The following is an 18,908-nucleotide window of genomic DNA, read 5'->3' on the forward strand; positions in this document are numbered from 1 at the left end:
ACGGCATTCGATTGCGATCAATCACTGTTTCAAAGTTGGCGCGTTCTCTGCGCTACAGGGCATCGTCCCTGGCGGCTCTGCTCGGTCGAACTCGATGCCTCTTCGCACATGGCCTATGACAAGTTAAGGACGGATGACGCGACGGAGACGATCGCCAACACGCAAATCTTTGCTCTCGGAGCAATACCAGTTTAATATCAGAAAAATTTCTTACGGCGACATGCCACACGGAGAGCCCGCTCCATGACTGATCAACCGGTCCTCGACTTCCTCGCCGAACAGCTTTCCGGCCCGAGTGACGAACCGCTCTACCGGCAACTTGAGACCGCGCTGAAGCAGGCTGTCGCCGCCTCGCATATCAAACGCGGCGCGGTCATTCCGAGCGAGAGAGTGCTGAGCGGTGTTCTCGGCCTTTCGCGCGTGACGGTCCGCAAGGCCATCGACGGCCTCGTCAGCGACGGCTTCCTCGATCGTAGGCAGGGCGCGAAGACGGTCGTCTCCTCGCGCGTGGAGAAATCGCTCGCGACCATGACCAGCTTTTCGGAGGACATGCGCTCGCGTGGGCTCGACCCCGGATGCACCTGGATTTCACGAGAAATTTCAAGGCCTTCTCCAGCAGAGATGATGGCGCTCGGCATTTCCGGCGCCGAGAAAGTCGTGCGTTTGCGCCGCCTGCGCACCGCCAACGGCCTGCCGATCGCCGTCGAGCTTGCCACCCTGCCGGCGCGCTTCGTTCCCGATCCGCAGGCCATAGGGGATTCCCTTTACGAGTATCTCGAGACGGCGGGCGCGCTTCCGGTGCGGGCGTTGCAACGCATGCAGGCCAAGCCCGCGTCGGAAGAGGAGCGCCAGCTGCTGGCTGCGCCGGACGATGCGTCGCTTCTGATCATGGAGCGCCGCTGCTTTCTGGCAGACGGCCAGATCGTCGAATTCACCCAGACCAAGTACCGCGGCGATGTCTATGATTTCGTCATCGAGCTGATACGATAATACCAGTTTAAAGCCTGTTGCAATCTGGTCTTACTTTGCTACCATCCTGACATCACAGGAGATAGCCGCGTGCCACTTGACTTCAGAGCGCTCGACAAGGGTCTTATCGTGTCCTGCCAACCGGTAAAGGGCGGCGCCATGGACCGGGCGGAGATGGTGGTGGGCTTCGCGCTGGCGGCGATCGACGGTGGCGCCAGCGCGCTACGCATCGAGTCGGCTGCCTATGTTGCGGCCGTGCGTGCGGCAACCGACAGGCCGATCATCGGCCTCGTCAAACGGGACCTCGACGATAGTCCCGTTCGGATCACCCCCTATCTCGACGACGTCGACGCACTGGCCAAGGCCGGCGCCGATATCATCGCCTATGACGCCACGCAGCGCATTCGCCCCGTGCCGACCGAAGCGCTTGTCGCCCGCATCCGTTCCCATGGCCGTGTCGCCATGGCCGACTGCTCGATGCTTGCCGATGCCGAACAGGCGCTCGCCGAAGGCGCCGATGTCGTCGGATCCACCCTCGCCGGCTATACGGGGACGGTGGAACCTACGGCGCCCGATTTCAACCTCGTGACCGCCATGCGCAGGCTCACGCCCCATGTCATTGCCGAAGGCAATGTGCGCACGCCCGCCCAGGCGCAACAGGCGCTGACGGCCGGCGCTTCCATGGTGGTGGTCGGCTCGGCCATCACGCGGCCGGAATATGTCACCTCCTGGTTCCGCGCGGCACTCGACGAGACCATCGGGCAGAGGGAGGCATGACAAGCATGGCGCCTTCCCAAACCATCCTTGCTCTCGACATCGGCGGCACCAAGATGCTGGCAGCAATGGTACGCGACGCTGCCGTGCTTGAGACGCGCCGGATGCCGACGCCGCGCAGCGGCGATCCCCGGCAATGGCTCGGCGCGCTCTTCGAGGCGATCGGTGACTGGAAGGGGCGCTACGATGCCGTCGGCGTTGCCGTCACGGGCATCGTCGACGACGGCCGCTGGTCTCCGCTCAACCGGCGCACCCTCGATATTCCCGATCGCTTTCCCCTCGTTGCGACCGTAGCCGAGCTTGCCGGCACCGACAGGGTTCTCGCCGCCAACGATGCACAGGCCGCCGCCTGGGGCGAGTACGCGTTCGGCGCCGGTCAGGGACACGACATGGTGTTCCTCACGATTTCGACCGGCATCGGCGGCGGCATCGTCGTCAACGGGCGATTGCTGGGGGGGCTCGCCGGCCATTTCGGCCAGTTCCGCAGCCTGATCGAACCAGACCGCACACTGGAGGATGGCGTCTCCGGCAACTGGGTAGCGACGGAAGCCGCATCGCATCTCAAGGGCGCCACAGCCAGGGATGTGTTTGCGGCGGCCGCAGACGGACAGAGCTGGGCGCAAGCCATCGTGACGGCATCGGCGCGCCAGACCGCGCTCCTCTGCAGCAACATCCAGCTCGCGCTCGACCCCGCCTGCATCGTCATCGGTGGCGGCATCGGCCTTGCGCCCGGCTATCTCGAATCCGTCCGGCAGATGCACGAAGGGCAACCGCCACGGCTCGCCCCGCGGGTCGTGGCAGCGGCCTTGGGTGAAACGGCCGGCGCGGTTGGTATTGCAGACCTGGCAAAGCGTCAGAATTGACCAAGAGGGAGAACAAGAACATGACATTTTCCAGCATGATCAGAGGCGGCCTGATTGCCGCCACGCTCGCCAGCCTGTTGGCGAGCCCGGCTTTTGCGAAGGTGACGGTGCTCGGCTGGCCGGGCGGTCCGGAGGAAGCGGCCCTGCGTGCCGCGGCCGACCTCTACAATGCCAAGGCCGATGTCAGCGACGACAACAAGGTCGAGCTGCTTTTCTTCAATCGCGACGGCTTTTGGGACAAGCTGCAGGCGGACCTTGCCGCCGGCTCGACGGCCTTCGACGTAAACCTGCTCGCGACCTATTCGATCGGTCGATATGCGCCGTTCATGGAGCCGGTCGAACTGTCGGACGAAGCCAAGGCCGTCTACGGTGACCAAGTGCTCACCACGATGCAGTACGAGGGCAAGCAGTTCGGCGTTCCGACCGACCTGTCGCTGCATTTCCTGTACTACCGCACGGATCTGATCGACGCGCTCATGAAGGACGATGCGGCCAAGGCAAAGTTCGCTGAAATCTCGGAAAAGCATCTCGGAAAGAAGCTCGAGCCGAAGACACCCGACGAATGGACGTGGGACGATTTTGCTGCGACGGCCCTTTACTTCACGCAAGCCGTCAATCCGGACAGCCCGACGCGCTACGGCACCGTGCTTCAGCTGAAGAACCTGCTCTTCAACATGATGGTGTTCCAGTCGCTGCCGCGCGCCTATGGCGGCAACTGGATGGACGACAGCGGCAAGGTGACGGTGGATTCCGAAGCCTACCGCAAGGGTCTTGAAACCTACAAGCTGCTCTACGACGCAGGTGCGACCCCACGCGACTCGCTCTCCTATGAGTATGCTGAGGCCAACGCAGCCTATGTGTCCGGTCAGGTCGCTGCGATGGTGCAGTGGAATGCGGCCGCTTCGGATCTGATGTCCAAGGACAAGTCGCCGGCCGTCGGCGAGGTCACGGAAGCGGTCGCTCCGCCGGCCGGTCCGGAAGGTCGCTTTACCCACATTCATGGCCTCGGCTTCGGCCTTAACAAGAATGCGGCGAACAAGGACGGCGCCAAGGCCTTCATCAAGTGGCTGTCCTCCAAGGAAGCGGCCCTCGCCTACGCTCGCAACAGCGGCGCACCGGCGCTGACGCCCGAAATTGTGAAGGAAGTGGCCGCCGAGCGGCCGGACCTCGTCAAGCTTGGCGAGTTCGCCGGCAAATACGGCTATGTCATGAATGGCGGCACCTCGGCCAAGGCACTCTCGGTCTATGAGCTCCAGGCCAAGGAGTTCACCGGCTACTGGTCGGGCCAGCAATCGCTCGACGACGCGCTTAAGAACACCGAAAAAGGCATGACGGATCTGCTCAAGTAAAGATCCATGCTGGTGGCGGCCTGTCCGTCGCCACCGGCTTTTCCAGGCGGCCATGATGCCGTCCGTGCCGCTTGCCGCGCGGCCGGCGCTCGAACGGGCGCTGCGCGCCCTATCAGGAACGACCGATGACAGCCCTGACGCATCGCAGCCCCGTGTCCGAATTTCGCCTGCTAACGATCCCGCTGGTCGCGTTCCTGCTGGTGTTTCTGGGTTTCCCGGCAATCGTCAATCTCGTCTACTCGGTTTCCGAAGTCAGCTTCGAGACCCTGCGCAGTCCGACGATCTCCGGCCTCGGAAATTTCGCCGCGGTCTGGAACGACAGCGGCTTCTGGCGGGCGAGTTGGTTTTCCTTCCGCTTCGGCCTGTTGACGGCAATCCTCGAATGCGGGCTCGGCCTGTTCCTTGCGGTCTTCCTCGCCCCGCTTCTGGAGCGACGCAGCTGGCTGATGGCAATTCTGATGCTGCCGCTCATGGTGGCGCCGGCACTGGTCGGCCTGATGTACCGCCTCGTTCTGCATGAATTCGCCGGCCCCGTGCCCTATTATCTCTGGGCCTGGTTCGGTGCGAGCCTGTCCTTCCTTGGCCCTGGCTCCGCCTTCTGGACGCTGGTCGTGGTCGAGACGCTGCAGTGGACGCCCTTTGCCTTCCTGCTCTTCTACATGGCCTACCAGGCGATCCCGCGGGAGATCATCGAGGCATCGGCCATGGATGGCGCGCACTACCGTCACCGGCTCTGGTACATCGAGCTGCCTCTGATGGCCCCCACCATCGTCGTCGCTCTTCTGATCCGCTTCATCGACGGCTTCCGTGTCTTCGACAATGTCTATGTGCTGACAGGCAGCGGTCCTGGCGGATCCACCGCCTCGCTGTCGATCTACATCTACGAGGCCTTCTTCAAGCAAGGTGCGATCGGTAAGGCGGTCGCCGCCTCCGTCATCCTCTTCGTCGTGTCCTTCGCCGTGCTCTACGGCCTCAACGCCATTGCCGCGCGCCGCAAGGGAGCTGCCCGATGATCAACCTTCTTCGCTGGATCGTCTTCGCCATCGGCGCCTTCGTGATGAACTTCCCGATCCTGGTCACGCTTTCGACCTCGTTCAAGAGTGCGCGCGAACTGACGGCCAATCCGGGGCTCTGGGTCTATGCGCCAACACTTGAGAACTACGCCACGGTGTTTACGGTCTCCGACCGGTTGAACATCTTCCTCTATCTCACCAACAGCTTCGCGGTCGCAGCGCTCGGCACGCTGCTTGCGGTCGCACTCGCCCTGCCCGCCGCCTATGCGATCGCACGCGGCCGGATCGGCGAGCGGACACTGTTGCCCCTCATCGTCAACCTGCGCGCCGTTCCGCTCGTCATCTTCGCCATCCCGCTTTACATGATGTTCCAGTGGCTATCGCTGCTCGACACCCGGCTCGGCCTTGGCCTCATCCTTGCCATCGTCAATCTGCCGCTGGCGCTCGTCATCCTCGTCAACGCGATCCGCGACCTTCCCGGCGAACTCGACGAAGCGGCGCTGATGGACGGGGCCACGCGCATGCAGATCCTCTTGCGGATCATCGCTCCCCTTTGCCGGCCGGCGATCGTCACCGGCGTCATCTTCGGGTTCATCACGGCCTGGAACGAATTCCTGTTCGGCTTGATGCTGACCACGTCGAAAGCCGTGCCGATCACCGTCGGCGCCTCGTTCTTCTTCGCCGCCAGCGGCGGTGGGGTGCAATGGGGCGTCGCGTCAGCCGTGATGATCGTGGGCGCTCTGCCGCCGATGCTGCTCGGCCTTCTCATGTATCGCCAGATCAGCGGCTCCATGACGGCCGGCGCTGTCAAGGGCTGACCAAGTTTTCCTCGGAGGTTCAAATGGGTACGATTGTGTTGGAGAAGGCCGGAAAGCGCTACGGCGGCGTCGAGATCATGCGCGATCTCGACCTTGCGATCGCCGACGGGGAATTCGTGGTGATCGTCGGGCCGTCGGGCTGCGGCAAGTCCACGCTGGTGCGCATGATTGCAGGGATTGAGGAGACCACATCCGGCACGATCGTGATCGACGGCAGGGATGTCACCAAAGCGCCGCCGGTCGAGCGCCAGCTCGCGATGGTGTTCCAGTCCTACGCCCTCTATCCGCACATGACCGTGCGCCAGAACATGGGCTTCGGGCTGAAGCTGGCCAAGCTTCCCGGCTCGACAATCCGCGAGAAGGTAGACGCGGCCGCGGACGCCCTGAAACTCAAGCATCTCCTCGACCGTTATCCGCGGCAGTTGTCGGGCGGCCAGCGCCAGCGCGTCGCGATCGGCCGCGCCATCGTGCGCGAACCGACTGCATTCCTGTTCGACGAACCGCTTTCCAACCTGGATGCGGCGCTGCGTGTCGACATGCGTCTGGAAATTGCCAAGCTGCATCGCTCGCTCGGCGCCACCATGATCTACGTCACCCACGACCAGGTGGAAGCAATGACGCTTGCCGACCGCATCGTTGTGCTGAAGGAAGGCCGCATCATGCAGCACGGCAGTCCGCAGGAACTCTACGAACGGCCGGCCAACCTGTTCGTCGCGCAGTTTATCGGCAGCCCGAAGATGAACGTACTGGACTGCGCTGCCGCAGGAGAAAGCACGCTCGACCTTGCTGGCGGAGGCAGGATCGATCTCGCATTTTCCGGTGCCCCCACCCGCATCGGCGCGCGGCCCGAGCACCTCCGGCTTGTTTCGCCCGAAAGCGGCCATTGCCGCGGCACGGTCGAAGTCGCCGAATATCTCGGCGGCAGCACCAGTGTCTTCGTGCGCAACGATCGGCTTGGGCTGGTCAACGTCAGCGCCCCCGCCGACGCGCCAGTTCGCATCGGCGAAACTGTCGGCATAGCCATCGACACCAGCCGCGCCTCCCTGTTCGACGCCAACGGCTTGAGCCTTGCAAGGAGGGTCGGCTAGTCCGGCAGGGCAGCCAAGCCGCGCCGAGCTGGTCGCCGGCGCTTCAGCCAGAACGAACGGAGCGGCGCGACCTTAGACCAAAACGTAGCTTCCGAAGTCTTGCGACGATTAGCGCGCTGCTTGTCGAGTATCCGACGTTCGCCAAAAAGGGCGCCCTATTTCCACGAGCTGGCGTCGGGGATCGCCGGCCTTCGCACCGTCGCGAATGAGCGCGACCAAGTCCGCCTTGATGGTGACGTCGGACAGGAAATAGCTGTGGCCGATGAAGCCGCCGCCGCCCGAATACTCGACAAAATCGACCAGCCCTCCCATATGCGACCCTGCCCATTTGGACGCGGCCTCGTTCCTGTCGCTTGGAAGATTGCCGACGGCGAGCTGACCAAGCCGCAAGGCGCTGCCTGAGATCAGCGTTGACGCTTTCAACGCCTCGTCCCTTGGAGAGGAGTAGACCGTAAGGTGCATGGAGCCTTGAGAGGGCAATGTGCTTGGCGTCGACTTGCTTCCGAAGGCAAGGTCCGGGTCAGAGACCCAGGCGAACAACTTGGAAGACGCCACATCGAGATCGATGTCGGGTGCGAAAAACACCGCATTGGCGATCTTGTAGCGCTGCCAAAGCGAGGAGCGGCTGACATAGGCTTCGATGGCAAGCTGCTGGACGACACTCGCCAGCACATCGGTTCCACGGCTATGAGCCAGGAGATGAAGCCTCTCGACACCCTTCGTCCCGGCAATGACGCGAACGGCTTTCTTGAAGTCCGCAACCGCAAACTCGCTCGACTCACGGTCAACGTTGTAACCGAAGAACGAGCCGCCGGTGCCTCCGGCGGGCCACGTCAGGACGATGCAGACAAACTGGTTTTGTAGCGTTCGGCAAATCTCGTCGGTGGCGAGTGCCGCATCTTCGAAGCTGTTGTTGTATCCGTGAATGAAGACGACGACTTCCTTGCGTCTGGCCACCGCGAGACGCCTGACAATTTCGGCCTGTAGCGATGCGACGGCCCGCTCATGTGCGGCGACTGCCGCCGGTGTTCGGCGCAGCCCTTTCGCCGTCGCGACGACGCCGTAGGGCGTTGCCGGAAACCGGCCGGTTTCGGAGACAGTGTCGACCTGAAATTCCCTCTTGCTGGCAACGGAGTTGCGTCTCGGGGCGATCGATACCGATCCGAAGCTCAAGAAGATGGCCCGCTTGGCACCGTACGACAGCCTGTTCCCGGATACGACGGTCGGCTCTCGGTCCGTGACGTAGAGGAGGTCATTGGCCCCGGAACGTTGTTGCGTTCGAACGGCCTGGGTGCTCCGCGGCACAGGTGATGTCGCAACGGGCTGCGCTACGACCTCGGCACGCTGCGCGGCACAGCCGTCAAGGCAGACAAGCACGAGAAGCACAGCCACTGCGCGACAAAAATCCATCTAGAGACCGGCCTTGTCTAACCCGTACGCCTTGTCGGCGGAACCAGGAACGGTGCGTGCCGCGACGCTGATGCGGTTCCAGGCGTTGATCGCCACGATCCGGAACGTAAGATCGGAGATCTCCTGCTCGGACAGTTCGCGCCTTACCCCCTCATAGATTTCGTCGGGAACGCCGTCGTCCGCGAGCTTCGTCAGCGCTTCCGTCCAGGCAAGCGCGGCCCGCTCGCGCGGCGAGAACAACGTGGATTCACGCCAGGCCGAGACGTGGAAGAGACGCAGCGGCCGTTCGCCATGAATGATCGCTTCCTTGGCATGCATATCGATGCAGAACGCGCATCCATTCATCTGCGATGCCCGCATGTCGACGAGGATCAGTATCGTCTCTTCGATCGAACCGCTCCTGATCTCGTTGCCGAGCGCCATCATCGCTTTGACCATGCCGGGCGAAAGCTTGGAGTAATTGAACCGCTGGGTCATGGTGTTTCGTCCTCCGACTGACATGATCGACCGACATGGCCGCTTTCTATCGTGCCGGAGGCGCACTGCGTGCGACAGCTATACATCGGTTTATGCGCCGCTCGAACGCGGGCCGCCCGCATCCAGCAGGTCAGATTGAAAACGAAGGCCTTCGGGATATAATGCGGCCACTCATTCACCAAGGCTGCCGGTCCGCCGCCGAGCTTCGGCGTGAAGTCCTTTTGTTGACCGTCGTCTTCTGCGGAGCGACAGATGTCCAACGACGATGGACTGAGGAAAGACGCGGCCTTTCGCGAACATACCCGCAACAGCGCCGAGTTCGCACTTGACCTTCTCGACAACATCCCCGGCCACATATGGTCGATGGATCCGGTCGGCCGGTTCATCTATCGCAATCGGAGCATGGACGCATATTTCGGCGATGGCCTGCACGACCACAGTGCGTGGCTTGAACGCATCCACAGGGACGATCAGCGTTTTGTGGCGACGACCTGGCGGCGGAGCATGGAAACGGGCGAGCCGTTTGACAACGCTCACCGTCTGCGCGGCGCGGACGGTGCGTTTCGCTGGTTTCGCGCGTCGGGCAGACCGTCGAAGAACGCGAACGGACGCGTCACAGCCTGGCATGGGCAGACCATCGACATCGAGCACCAGAAGAAGGCCGAGGAGAACCTGCGCGCTCGCTCGGTCGAACTATCCTTGCTGGTCGACATGGTTCCGAGCAATCTATGGCGCCTGACACCCGACGGCACCACGACTCTCGTCAACCGGCGCATGGCCGACTACCTGGGCCTTGATCTCTCAAACGTGAGTGACGTTGCATCCGTCATGGATACGATTTTCCATCCGGACGACGCCGACGCCGTCTATGCCGAGCTCACCCGCTGCCTTGCGACCGGGGAGCGATTTTCGATGCGGTATCGGTTGCTTCGGGCGGACGGGGTCTATCGCTGGATGTCTGGCCGCGCGGAGCCCATGCGGGATCAGGACGGCAACATCGTCCAGTGGTTCGGCCTCTGCCACGATATCGAGGATCAGGTGCAAACAACGGCTGCCTTGCGCCGTTCGGCCGAGAAGCTTGCGCGGGCGACCCAGGCGGCCAACCTGTCGCAGCTTTCCGCTTCGATCGCACACGAAGTCAACCAGCCGCTGGCAGCAATTGCTGCGGACGCTGACGCATGCGTGCGCTGGCTTTCGGCCGACCCTGCCAACATCGCGCGCGGCAAGCGCGCAGCAGAACGCATCACTCAAGACGTTGCGGCGGCCGTCGAGGTCGTCAGCCGCATCCGAGCGCTTTTCAAGCACCAGCCGCAGTCACGGGCGGTCGAAGACGTGAACCGCCTCGTCTACGAGGTGCTTGATCTGATGTCGGACGAGATCGCTGCAACGACGACCCGCATTGACCTCGCCCTGGACCAGCACCTTCCCAAAGTGGCGCTCGATAGAGTTCAGATTCAGCAGGTGCTGGTAAACCTCATCCGCAACGGAATTCAGGCGATGGACACGACGAACCCCCTGCGTTCGCTGAAGATCGTGTCGAGCCACGATCACCCCGACACCATCAGGATCTCGGTCGAGGACACCGGAAGCGGTTTCAAGGATCCGGAGCGCGTGTTCGAGCCATTCTTTACGACGAAGGGCAACGGAATGGGCATGGGATTGCCAATCTGCAGATCGATCGTGGAAGCCCATGGCGGGAAGCTTTGGGTGGCCAACAACCGGACGGTGGGCGCGACGGTCACGTTTGCTCTGCCCGTCGCCTCGGCGAACGAGGTGCCAGCCTAGACCTGCGAACTGGGAAGGCGGACGACCAGGCGACGTCCGTTGAAGGCGCGTGTGACGACGCACACGGCAAGAACCCAGGCAACGATGGTCATGGTCACGCATACCGCTGCGAGGCTTGTGTATCCCGATGCTGCAATCACGGCCCCGGTAAAGACTGGGCCGGCAGCAAATCCGAGCAGATAAGCCGAGCCGGCTGCGGCCGCCCAGCGCCCGCTTTGATCCAGTGCCGCGGCCAGACCGAACAGATACGGCAATGAAAAATAGTAGAGAACGGCGGATGAAATGACGGCGATACCGTACGCCACCGGGTTCGTCCAAAGGCAGAGGACAAGTGCCACCACCACGTAGCCAAGGCAGAATGCGGAGATCGGGATCGCCCTGCCCCAGCGAACATTCAGCGCCGTGGCGGCGCCCGCGCCGGCAAGACCAACGACCGTCGACACCGTAAGAACGTACCCCACCGCGGCCGTGTCCAGACCGATGCGTTCGCCCATCGGTCCACTGAAGGCAAAGAGACCGGCCGAGACCGCGACGTAAAGAACGATCGCAGCAAACAGCAGGCTTCCGAAGAGCGGCACGGATGATGCCGGCCGTGTGGCGGTATGCTTGACGGCTCGAAGCTCCGGCATGAGAAGAAGAAACGGAGAGAAGGCCAGCGTCAAACCCGCCAGCAGCGCAAAAATCCCGCGGTGGCCATAGGCTGCGGTCACCTCTCCGCCTATGGCGAACAGCGCCACGCTGCCGATTGCCCAGACGAGTTGGAACAAGCCGAAGATCCTCTCCGGATTACGGCAATGAGACGCGACGATGCTGAGCGACATGGCATAGAGCGCTCCCTCGCCGATGCCCGCGAGACCGCGCAACAAGACCAGCGAAGTCCAACCGTCAGATGTGATGGAGGCAGCCTGGGCCGCCACCGTCAAGAAAAGCGCAGACATCCCGGCGTATCGGCAGGATAGCCGCGGCAGCAGGGGCGCAACCAGGATGGCAGTGACGGCCAGCGCCAGGAGTTCGGCCGAGGCTATGATGCCGGCCTCTCGCTCGGACAGCGCAAGACCGTCGATCAGTCCCGCAACCACGAAGGGCGACATTTGCGGAACAAGACCACCGATTATCTGGCAGGCGGTTGCACCGATCACAAGCGCGAGCGGGTCGCCAGACGCTACGGGGTCGATTGAAAGATTGGCCATGGCTCCGGTCTCCCGACCGTTTCCTGTTCGTTGAAAACCACCTTGGCATTTCTAAATCATCGCCGCCGGCGATTTGCCGACGCAGGCCCGGTACGAACCGAGTTCCTGATATCGAGTCTTGTACGACCGACCTCGCGCTCTTCGAGACGGCTGCGGGCTCCCTTTTACCATGATCGATGATGATGTGGATCGTAAACCTTGGTCTACCCCGTCTCTTCGAGCGCAAACCGCGAAAACACAGCACCTGTGGAGGGTCGGAGCATCCGATCGCGCGTGGTCGCTCCGAAGAGGCGCCGGGGCCGATGCGCGTTTCGTCGCCGCATCGCCCCGACCGAAAGGCCTCAAGCGGCGGCTTGAGGTTGTTGGGCATTCCAGGTCCTGGAGTCGAGTTTGCCCAGCCTTGCGGATCCAAGAGGAACCAGGGACTGTTCATCGACCCGCGAACCGAAGTACTTGGCGTCGGGGTCAGCAACGACATTGCGGCTATCGCCGACAGCTGCCAGATACTCGGAAATGAAATCGCTCATGGCCTTCTTTTCAGGGCCGGCGATTTCGATCGTCTGGTTTTCAGGCTTGCCCAACGTCGCTTCTGCGACAAAGGTCGCGACGTCGTCTGCGGCGATCGGCTGGAACGCACCGGAAGAGACCCTGGCGGTCCTGTCGACCGTTGCCTCATCGGCAATGCCGCCGAGGAATTCCAGGAACTGCGTCGACCTTACGATAGTGTACGGGACGCCGCCTTTCTTGATCAGGTTCTCCTGCGCGACCTTGGCGCGGAAATAGCCATTGTCGGGAGACCGTTCGATACCGACGATGGAGAGCGCGACGTGGTGGCCGACACCGGCCGCCCGCTCCGCCGCAATGAGGTTCGACGTTGACCGTTCGAAGAACGAAAGAACGGCACCCGGTTCGAAGGATGGCGAATTGCTGACGTCGAGCACCACCTGGGCACCGGCCAGCACCTCGGCCAACCCTTCACCCGTCAGCGTATCGACGCCCGTGGACGGCGCCGATTGCACGACGTCGTGGCCCTTGCTTCTGAGGCGTTCCGCAACCTTCGACCCGATGCGGCCGGTGCCGCCGATAATGACGATTTTCATGGTTCTGCTCCTTGCAAGCTCTGATGGATCACCGCAACCGGTTGTGAAGAAGGTTTCACTTCGCGGGCAACACCATCTCCGTTTCGGTTGTATCAAGAACGAAAACGGCCAGGATCTTTGCCGGCTCGCTGTCGCTTGCGTTCGCGCTCACGCGGTGATGATCACCCGGAACTTCGGTCCAGTTCTCGCCGGTCTTGTAGACTTTCACCGCACCGTCGTTGATCTGGCTCTTGATGCTGCCTTCGATCACCGTCGCATAGATAAAGGCGCTCTTGGGGTGGGTGTGGGACGGGTTGTGCCCGCCGGGGCCGTATTCGACCAGGACGCCGCGCATGCTCTTGCCCGGCACATTCGGAAGGGCGTGGTCGAACACCACTGTGACCTTGGCATTGTAGGGCTTGTCGGAGGCCGCTACCGGTCCGGTGATCAGCGTCGCAGACAGCAAGCCAATCGCTAATCTTCGCATGGATTTCTCCCTCATTCACGTTGTTGGTAACGCGTGGGATCGTATGGCCCGCCTCCGGAGAGAAACAGATATACCTAGGTTTGCCACGGCAGCGATTTCGTCCTTGCAGCGGTTGTGCCCGCGCGCGAACTGCCGCGTATCCCCTTCAGCTTTTCGCGCTTTCACGCGGGCTTCGAAAAATGGATCGGATGGCATGAAGCAGGTCCAGCTTGCGCCGCTCATGCTGGTTCGCAGGCAAGTCCGAACGTGCCCCGATCGCCTCCCGTCGCGCCAGATGAACTGCCAGGTCCTCTGCGATTTCCGGACGCTTCAACAAAAGCGGCGCGAAAGCCGCCTGTCCCACTTCATAGACGGTAAGGCGGGTGACGGCATGGAGGTCGTGCTTCTCCTTCATTCCGGCCAGCAGGCCGTCTTCGCCGAAGAAATCTCCCGGAGCCAGGCGGGCGACCTCGACGTCGCCATTCTTCATCGCCACCACGCCGTTCTTGATCATCATCAGGCTTTCAAGCGACCGGCCTTCCCTGACAATTTCCGCGCCGGCCGCAAAGTCGCGGGGCGTTGCCGCGGCCGCAAGCGTATCGCGTTCTTCCTGGCTCAGGTTCGAGAAGATCGGGATCGCGTCGATTAGGTCCTGTGCCGGCGCAACGGCATGCTGCGGGTCGGACCTGCCAGGGCTTTGCATGAGCGTGCTCTCCGGCGGTAGAGCCAGTTGCACCCCGTTTGCCCTGCAATGCCGATAGACCAGATCGATGACCTCGTTGCGCGCCGGGCCGCGCTGCGCCGGGCTGGTGACCCGAAACTGGAGCTCCACCGTGATCGCGCTTGCATCGATCCCCACAAGCCCGACGGTTGGAGCCGGCTGTTTCACGATCGCGTTGCAACTGTCAAGAACAGCATGCATCACGTCGACGATCATCCGCGGCATGCGGGTCGGAGCCACGCGAACCGAGACAATGATCTGGTGGTTCTCGTCCGGCTGGCTGATGTTGGTCAGCCCCACCTTCGCCAGGATGCTGTTGGGCAGCACCACGAGATTGTGGGCTGCGGTCAGCAGCTGCGTCGAACGCCAGTTGCTTGAGACCACCCGGCCTTCGGTTCCGTCGCTAAGACAGATCCAGTCACCAAGGACGTACGGGCGACCGAGGGTCAACGCTATGCCCGAGAAAACGTCACCCAAGGTGCTCTGCAACGCGAGACCGAGGATGATCGCAATGACGCCCGATGTCGCCAGCAGGCCCCCTATCGGGACGCCGAAAACGAATGCCAGGATGGAGAGCAGCACGCCGAGGTAGACGACGGCAACGACCAGATCCTGGATCAAGCGCGCTTCTCGCGGCCGGCCGTCAAGGACAAGGTAAAGCCGAACAAAGCCGATCACCGCCCAGGAGAGATGAACCCACCAGAGCGTCTTGGCCGCCACAAGCAGTGTCTGAGCGCCATCGAGTTCGGTCCGATCGTAGCGAAACGGATTGAGGCCGCTGTAGGCGAGCGCTGCCGTCATCGACGCGAAGAAGGCGATCTGCACGACCAGTCGCGAAGTTGGACGCGCGCTACCCTGCAGGTGCCAGACGACAATTCCAGCAACGCCGAGAACACAGACGAGCACAGGAAACAATTGAATTTGCTGGTCCATTTACAGTCCCTTGGCGAGCCGTACGTTCGAGCAGCAAAGAAGCGCATGGAGTGAGCGCCCGAGGGCGCGGACGCTCGCGTTGCCACGTTACGCGGAACCATCGGATGTGTTCTGCCCCCCGCTTGCGAGGACAGGACGTACCGATGGTTCTCGCACGGCAAACACTCAAACTGGAGCCGTCAGTAATCCCAGAACACCGGAACCCACCGGAAGTGATCACCGTCGACCGCCACATGCCCGACGGACGGGAAAGGCAGGTGCGTGGCCACCAGCGACGACCCTGTCTTGGCCAGTTCCGTCAGGAGACGCACCCGAACGCGAGCCGCCTCTTCGGGGTCGTGTTCAAAGCCGTTGTACCAGTCGGGATGGTCGAAGGCGACGGCGAAGAGTGCGTCGCCGGCAAACATCAACCGGTCGCCGCCCGAGGCCACGCGGACCACGCAGTGTCCGGGCGTATGGCCGCCGGTGCGCTCGGCAACGACACCAGGTGCAACCTCGCACTTGTCTTCAAAAGGTCGAAGATTGTTGCGGTATTCACTCGCGAACCGTTTGGCAGTCGCCCTGAGCGCGTCGGGGAAACCTTGCGGCATCACCGCATGCGTGAAATCAGGCGATTCCCAGAACTTGATCTCGGCGGCGGCAACGTGGATCCGCAAGTCCGGACGCAATTGCTCCTTCACGCCATCAACCAGCAGCCCGCCGATATGGTCCATGTGCATGTGCGTGAGAACCACATCGGTCACAGATCCAAGATCGATGCCCGCAGCCGTCAATCGCCTCACCAATTGACCCGCCCGTGGCAGGTTCAAGTCCGGATCCAGGCCAAGCCCGGCATCGATGAGGATGGTTTGAGCGCCCGATCGCACCACGACCACGTTGAGAGCCCAGTCGAGAGTGTCCGGCGGCAGGAACATGTCGCCGAGCCAAGCTGCGCGATCACCCGCCTCCGCATTGTGTCCCAACATCGCGGTTGGCAGTGGCAGCACGCCGTCGCTGATCACCAGTACCTCGATGTCACCGACCCGCACAGCATAGCGCGATGGAACCAACTCTTCCGGAGCCGACCTCCCGGCCAGCGCCGGTTCCACGGCCGTGTTTGTATGAGATCTTGCTTCTGCCGGCGTCATGATGTCCTCCTGTTTGCCCTGATGAAACGTGCCGTTCACTGTTGACGTCGTGGACTCTAGGTTCGAGCAACGTTGACGGTCGAGCTATACCTCGGTTTAGGGCGGCCCCTTCGGTCAACGGTCGGGGTGTGTCTGGCGTGCTTTGGCGCGCCGGGCCAAGCCGACCTTGATGGCCACGAGCATGGGCGCTGCGACGACGAACAGCAGTGCTACGGCATTGAACGCCGTGTCGAAGGCGATCACGATGGACTGTCCGGTGACCGCACGGCCGAGAAGCGCCATCGCCGCCCGGCTGGCAGGAACGGCATCCATGCCCCGCGCTGCGAGCATGGCCGCCGTGCCGGCCAGACGTTCGATGACGGCTTGACCTCCCGCATTGACGCTCGCGCCGAGGACCGCGACGTTTGCGGCGACGTTATGGTCGATAAGGGTTTGAAGCCCGGCCACGCCGACAAGACCGCCGAGCTGGCGCCCGGTGTTGAACAGTCCGATCCCGGAGGCGAGGTTTCGCTTGTCGAGATTGGTAAAGGCGATCAGCGTGATCGACAGGAACAGGAAGCCAAGGCCAAGGCCGCGCAAGAGGATCGCTGCCATCATGTCGGGGGCACCGCTTTCACTTGTCGAGCCGGACAACATCCACATGGCCACCATGATCAACACGATGCCGAAGGGCACGGTCGCGAACGGAGGGACCCGACGGACCTGCATGAGAAAGGCGGCAAACAGCAGGGCCGCGACGAAGACCGCGCCGCTCGGTAGAAGCAACAGGCCGGCATCGGTCGGCGTGAAGGCCAGAACGGAGACCGCAAAAGACGGGATCAGGAACGCACTGCCAAACAGTGCTGCGCCGGCGACAAAACTGACGATGAAGGCGAAGGCGAAATCATCCGATCTGAACAGGGTGAAGTCGAGAAGACCGGTGCCCTTGCGCAGAACCTGTTGTCCCAGAAAGAGGAACAGCGAGGCGACACCCACGACCGAGAGCCAGAGGATGCGAGGCTCTTCGAACCAATCCCAGCGGCTTCCCTGGCTGAAAACATAGGTGAAGCAGAAGAGTGCGATGGAGAGGAGCGAAACTCCGACCCAGTCCAACGGACGTTTCCTCGTCATGACGGGTGCCGGATCGTCAACCATCAAGAGAAGTCCGGCAGCGCCGAGAGACAGAACGACATTGCAGTAGAAGATCCAGGTCCAGGACTGGCTGTCGAGCAGCCACCCCTGAAGCGCGGGAGCGAGCGTTGCGGGCGCGACCACCGCGCCCATGGCAAACAGCGCCTGGAGGATTGGCTGATGCGCGCTGCGAAAGGCAAGGAAGATGGTGGCTTGCCCTGCAACGAGCAGGACCCCGCCGGCGAGCCCCTGAACGACCCGCAGCGCAATCAAAAGAGAGAGCGACGTCGTCGCTGACGCCATCCCGGAGGCGAGCCCCATGGCGAGCGTCGATCCGATGACGAGACCGAGCGGCCGGATGCGGGTGAGCATCGAGCCGGCGACCATGAAGCCGATGAGCTTGAAGGCGGTGTAGCCGACGTCGAGCCAGGCGAATTCGTCCGGCGTGGCATAGATGTCGCCGATGATGTCGCCGCGGCTGAGCGACAGAACGGTGCTGGCTATCGCCTCCGTCAGCGCCGCGAGCACGACGCCGAAGACGAGCAGCGTGCCCGAGGCAGATGCCTCGCGGTTTATCGTGGCGGCCGGGTGCGTGGTCATGATCCGCTCCCGAGATCCACGGCGACCCTTGCGGACAATCCGGGCACGAGGCGTCCAGTCAGGGGGTTCCGCGCAAATCGGATCTTGACCGGTACCCGCTGGACAACACGAACGAAGTTGCCGGTTGCGTTGTCCGACGGCAGCAAGCTGAAAGCCGAACCGCTGCCGGGCGCAAAGCTGTCAACCTTGCCTTCAAGGACTTGACCCGGATAGCCGTCGATGGTGATCCGGACGCGCTGGCCCGGCTGGATGTGCTCGAGCTGCGTCTCCTTGAAATTGGCGACAACCCACACGTCATCGACCGGTACGATGTCGAGCAGGGAGGTGCCGGGCGCGACGAAACGGCCGACACGAACCTGACGGTTGCCGATGACGCCACCGACCGGAGCGCGCACGATCGTGCTTTCGAGGTCGATCTGGGAAAGGTCGCGTGCAGCCTCCGCCTGCGCCACGGCCGCGACCGCAGCTTCGCGCTGTGCCGCAAGAACGGCGATGCGTTGCTTCTGCGCTTCGATCGTCGCCGACGCCGCAGATACACTCGCCTCGGTCCTCGATCGCGCCGCATCGCTCTCATCGACATGCGCCTGGCTGATGGTGTTGCTGCGGATCAGTTCGCGGCGGCGCTCATAGGCCTTGGCGGCGAGATCCATCTCTGCGACGGCCGATCGTTTTTGAGCCTCGGCCTGGCGAACAAGGGCGTGCTGGAGCTCGGTCTCCGCATCGACATTGACCAGTCGGGCTTTGGCGGCTTCGACATTGGCCGCCGCCTGTGCAAGGCGAGCCTGATAGTCCCGATCATCGATCCGGAAAAGCACATCGCCCGCCCGAACACTCTGATTGTCCTGAACCTCGACGGCCACGACATAGCCGGCAATCTTCGGCGCAAGCGACGTCACGTCCCCTCGGACATAGGCGTTGTCCGTCGATGCCTCGCCGCCCGGGCGGGCCCAGGCCCAGCCGCCGACGATGGCCACCGCGGCGCCCAGGCACAGCAGCATGCCAATCTTCTTCCGTTTGCTGGATCGCTTTCCGGCGCTCCCGGTCGAGGCGCTTCCCGTGGCGGTGGCAATCTTGTCCTCGAGCGTATCCATTGTCTCGGTTCCCATTGATTTTGGTTGGCTGCGAAGCGGCCGCAC

At 62.7% G+C, this 18,908-nt stretch carries 17 protein-coding genes; 8 read left to right on the forward strand and 9 right to left on the reverse strand.

The genetic code is table 11. The annotated features are described in order from the left end of the window. Window positions 1-243: 243 nt before the first annotated feature. From VGO04_RS17955 to VGO04_RS17980, 7 genes are all read left to right on the forward strand, one after another. Window positions 244-990, forward strand: a complete 747-nt coding sequence (locus VGO04_RS17955) for a GntR family transcriptional regulator (RefSeq protein WP_327497335.1) — start codon at window positions 244-246, stop codon at window positions 988-990. Window positions 991-1,059: 69 nt separating this feature from the next. After that, a complete protein-coding gene (locus tag VGO04_RS32980) occupies window positions 1,060-1,746 on the forward strand; it encodes an N-acetylmannosamine-6-phosphate 2-epimerase (RefSeq protein ID WP_414650562.1) in 687 nt (228 codons plus the stop codon). A gap of 5 nt (window positions 1,747-1,751) precedes the next feature. Beyond that, entirely contained in the window at window positions 1,752-2,606 is an 855-nt protein-coding gene (locus VGO04_RS32985; RefSeq protein WP_414650563.1) for an ROK family protein, read from the forward strand. A gap of 20 nt (window positions 2,607-2,626) precedes the next feature. Further along, complete coding sequence (locus VGO04_RS17965) at window positions 2,627-3,955, forward strand: extracellular solute-binding protein (RefSeq protein ID WP_327497336.1); 1,329 nt, start codon at window positions 2,627-2,629, stop codon at window positions 3,953-3,955. 125 nt (window positions 3,956-4,080) lie between these two features. Next, entirely contained in the window at window positions 4,081-4,968 is an 888-nt protein-coding gene (locus VGO04_RS17970; protein WP_327497337.1) for a sugar ABC transporter permease, read from the forward strand. Continuing rightward, window positions 4,965-5,786 carry a carbohydrate ABC transporter permease gene (locus VGO04_RS17975; RefSeq protein WP_327497338.1) on the forward strand — a complete coding sequence of 274 codons (822 nt, stop codon included), beginning with the start codon at window positions 4,965-4,967 and terminating at the stop codon, window positions 5,784-5,786. The genes VGO04_RS17970 and VGO04_RS17975 overlap by 4 nt, the downstream gene beginning before the upstream one ends. 23 nt (window positions 5,787-5,809) lie before the next feature. Then, window positions 5,810-6,874 (forward strand): ABC transporter ATP-binding protein, encoded by a 1,065-nt coding sequence (locus VGO04_RS17980; RefSeq protein ID WP_327497339.1) that lies wholly within the window; start codon window positions 5,810-5,812, stop codon window positions 6,872-6,874. 108 nt (window positions 6,875-6,982) lie between these two features. Here VGO04_RS17980 and VGO04_RS17985 read toward each other — a convergent pair whose 3' ends face one another. Beyond that, window positions 6,983-8,284, reverse strand: coding sequence for an alpha/beta hydrolase (locus VGO04_RS17985; RefSeq protein WP_327497340.1), 1,302 nt, complete (start codon window positions 8,282-8,284; stop codon window positions 6,983-6,985). Beyond that, entirely contained in the window at window positions 8,285-8,761 is a 477-nt protein-coding gene (locus VGO04_RS17990) for a carboxymuconolactone decarboxylase family protein (RefSeq protein WP_327497341.1), read from the reverse strand. A 252-nt stretch (window positions 8,762-9,013) separates the two neighbouring features. Between VGO04_RS17990 and VGO04_RS17995 the strand changes: the two genes are divergently transcribed. Next, window positions 9,014-10,546 (forward strand): PAS domain-containing sensor histidine kinase, encoded by a 1,533-nt coding sequence (locus tag VGO04_RS17995; protein ID WP_327497342.1) that lies wholly within the window; start codon window positions 9,014-9,016, stop codon window positions 10,544-10,546. On the opposite strand, the gene VGO04_RS18000 is transcribed toward VGO04_RS17995, so the two are convergent. From VGO04_RS18000 to VGO04_RS18030, 7 genes are all read right to left on the reverse strand, one after another. Continuing rightward, window positions 10,543-11,736 (reverse strand): MFS transporter, encoded by a 1,194-nt coding sequence (locus VGO04_RS18000; protein ID WP_327497343.1) that lies wholly within the window; start codon window positions 11,734-11,736, stop codon window positions 10,543-10,545. The genes VGO04_RS17995 and VGO04_RS18000 overlap by 4 nt on opposite strands. Window positions 11,737-12,077: 341 nt before the next feature. Further along, the gene (locus VGO04_RS18005; RefSeq protein ID WP_327497344.1) at window positions 12,078-12,836 is read right to left on the reverse strand and encodes an SDR family oxidoreductase; all 759 of its coding nucleotides are present in this window, start codon (window positions 12,834-12,836) and stop codon (window positions 12,078-12,080) included. Between the two features lie 55 nt (window positions 12,837-12,891). Next, on the reverse strand, window positions 12,892-13,302 hold the full coding sequence (locus VGO04_RS18010; RefSeq protein ID WP_327497345.1) for a cupin domain-containing protein: 411 nt from the start codon (window positions 13,300-13,302) through the stop codon (window positions 12,892-12,894). A 145-nt stretch (window positions 13,303-13,447) separates the two neighbouring features. Then, window positions 13,448-14,935, reverse strand: a complete 1,488-nt coding sequence (locus VGO04_RS18015) for a mechanosensitive ion channel family protein (RefSeq protein WP_327497346.1) — start codon at window positions 14,933-14,935, stop codon at window positions 13,448-13,450. A gap of 179 nt (window positions 14,936-15,114) precedes the next feature. After that, window positions 15,115-16,062 (reverse strand): MBL fold metallo-hydrolase, encoded by a 948-nt coding sequence (locus VGO04_RS18020; protein WP_327497406.1) that lies wholly within the window; start codon window positions 16,060-16,062, stop codon window positions 15,115-15,117. A 114-nt stretch (window positions 16,063-16,176) separates the two neighbouring features. Next, entirely contained in the window at window positions 16,177-17,772 is a 1,596-nt protein-coding gene (locus tag VGO04_RS18025) for a DHA2 family efflux MFS transporter permease subunit (RefSeq protein WP_327497347.1), read from the reverse strand. Continuing rightward, a complete protein-coding gene (locus VGO04_RS18030) occupies window positions 17,769-18,863 on the reverse strand; it encodes an HlyD family secretion protein (RefSeq protein WP_327497348.1) in 1,095 nt (364 codons plus the stop codon). The genes VGO04_RS18025 and VGO04_RS18030 overlap by 4 nt, the downstream gene beginning before the upstream one ends. Window positions 18,864-18,908 lie beyond the last annotated feature (45 nt).

The sequence above is a fragment of the Ensifer sp. genome (genome assembly GCF_035999185.1).
GTDB lineage: Bacteria > Pseudomonadota > Alphaproteobacteria > Rhizobiales > Rhizobiaceae > Ensifer.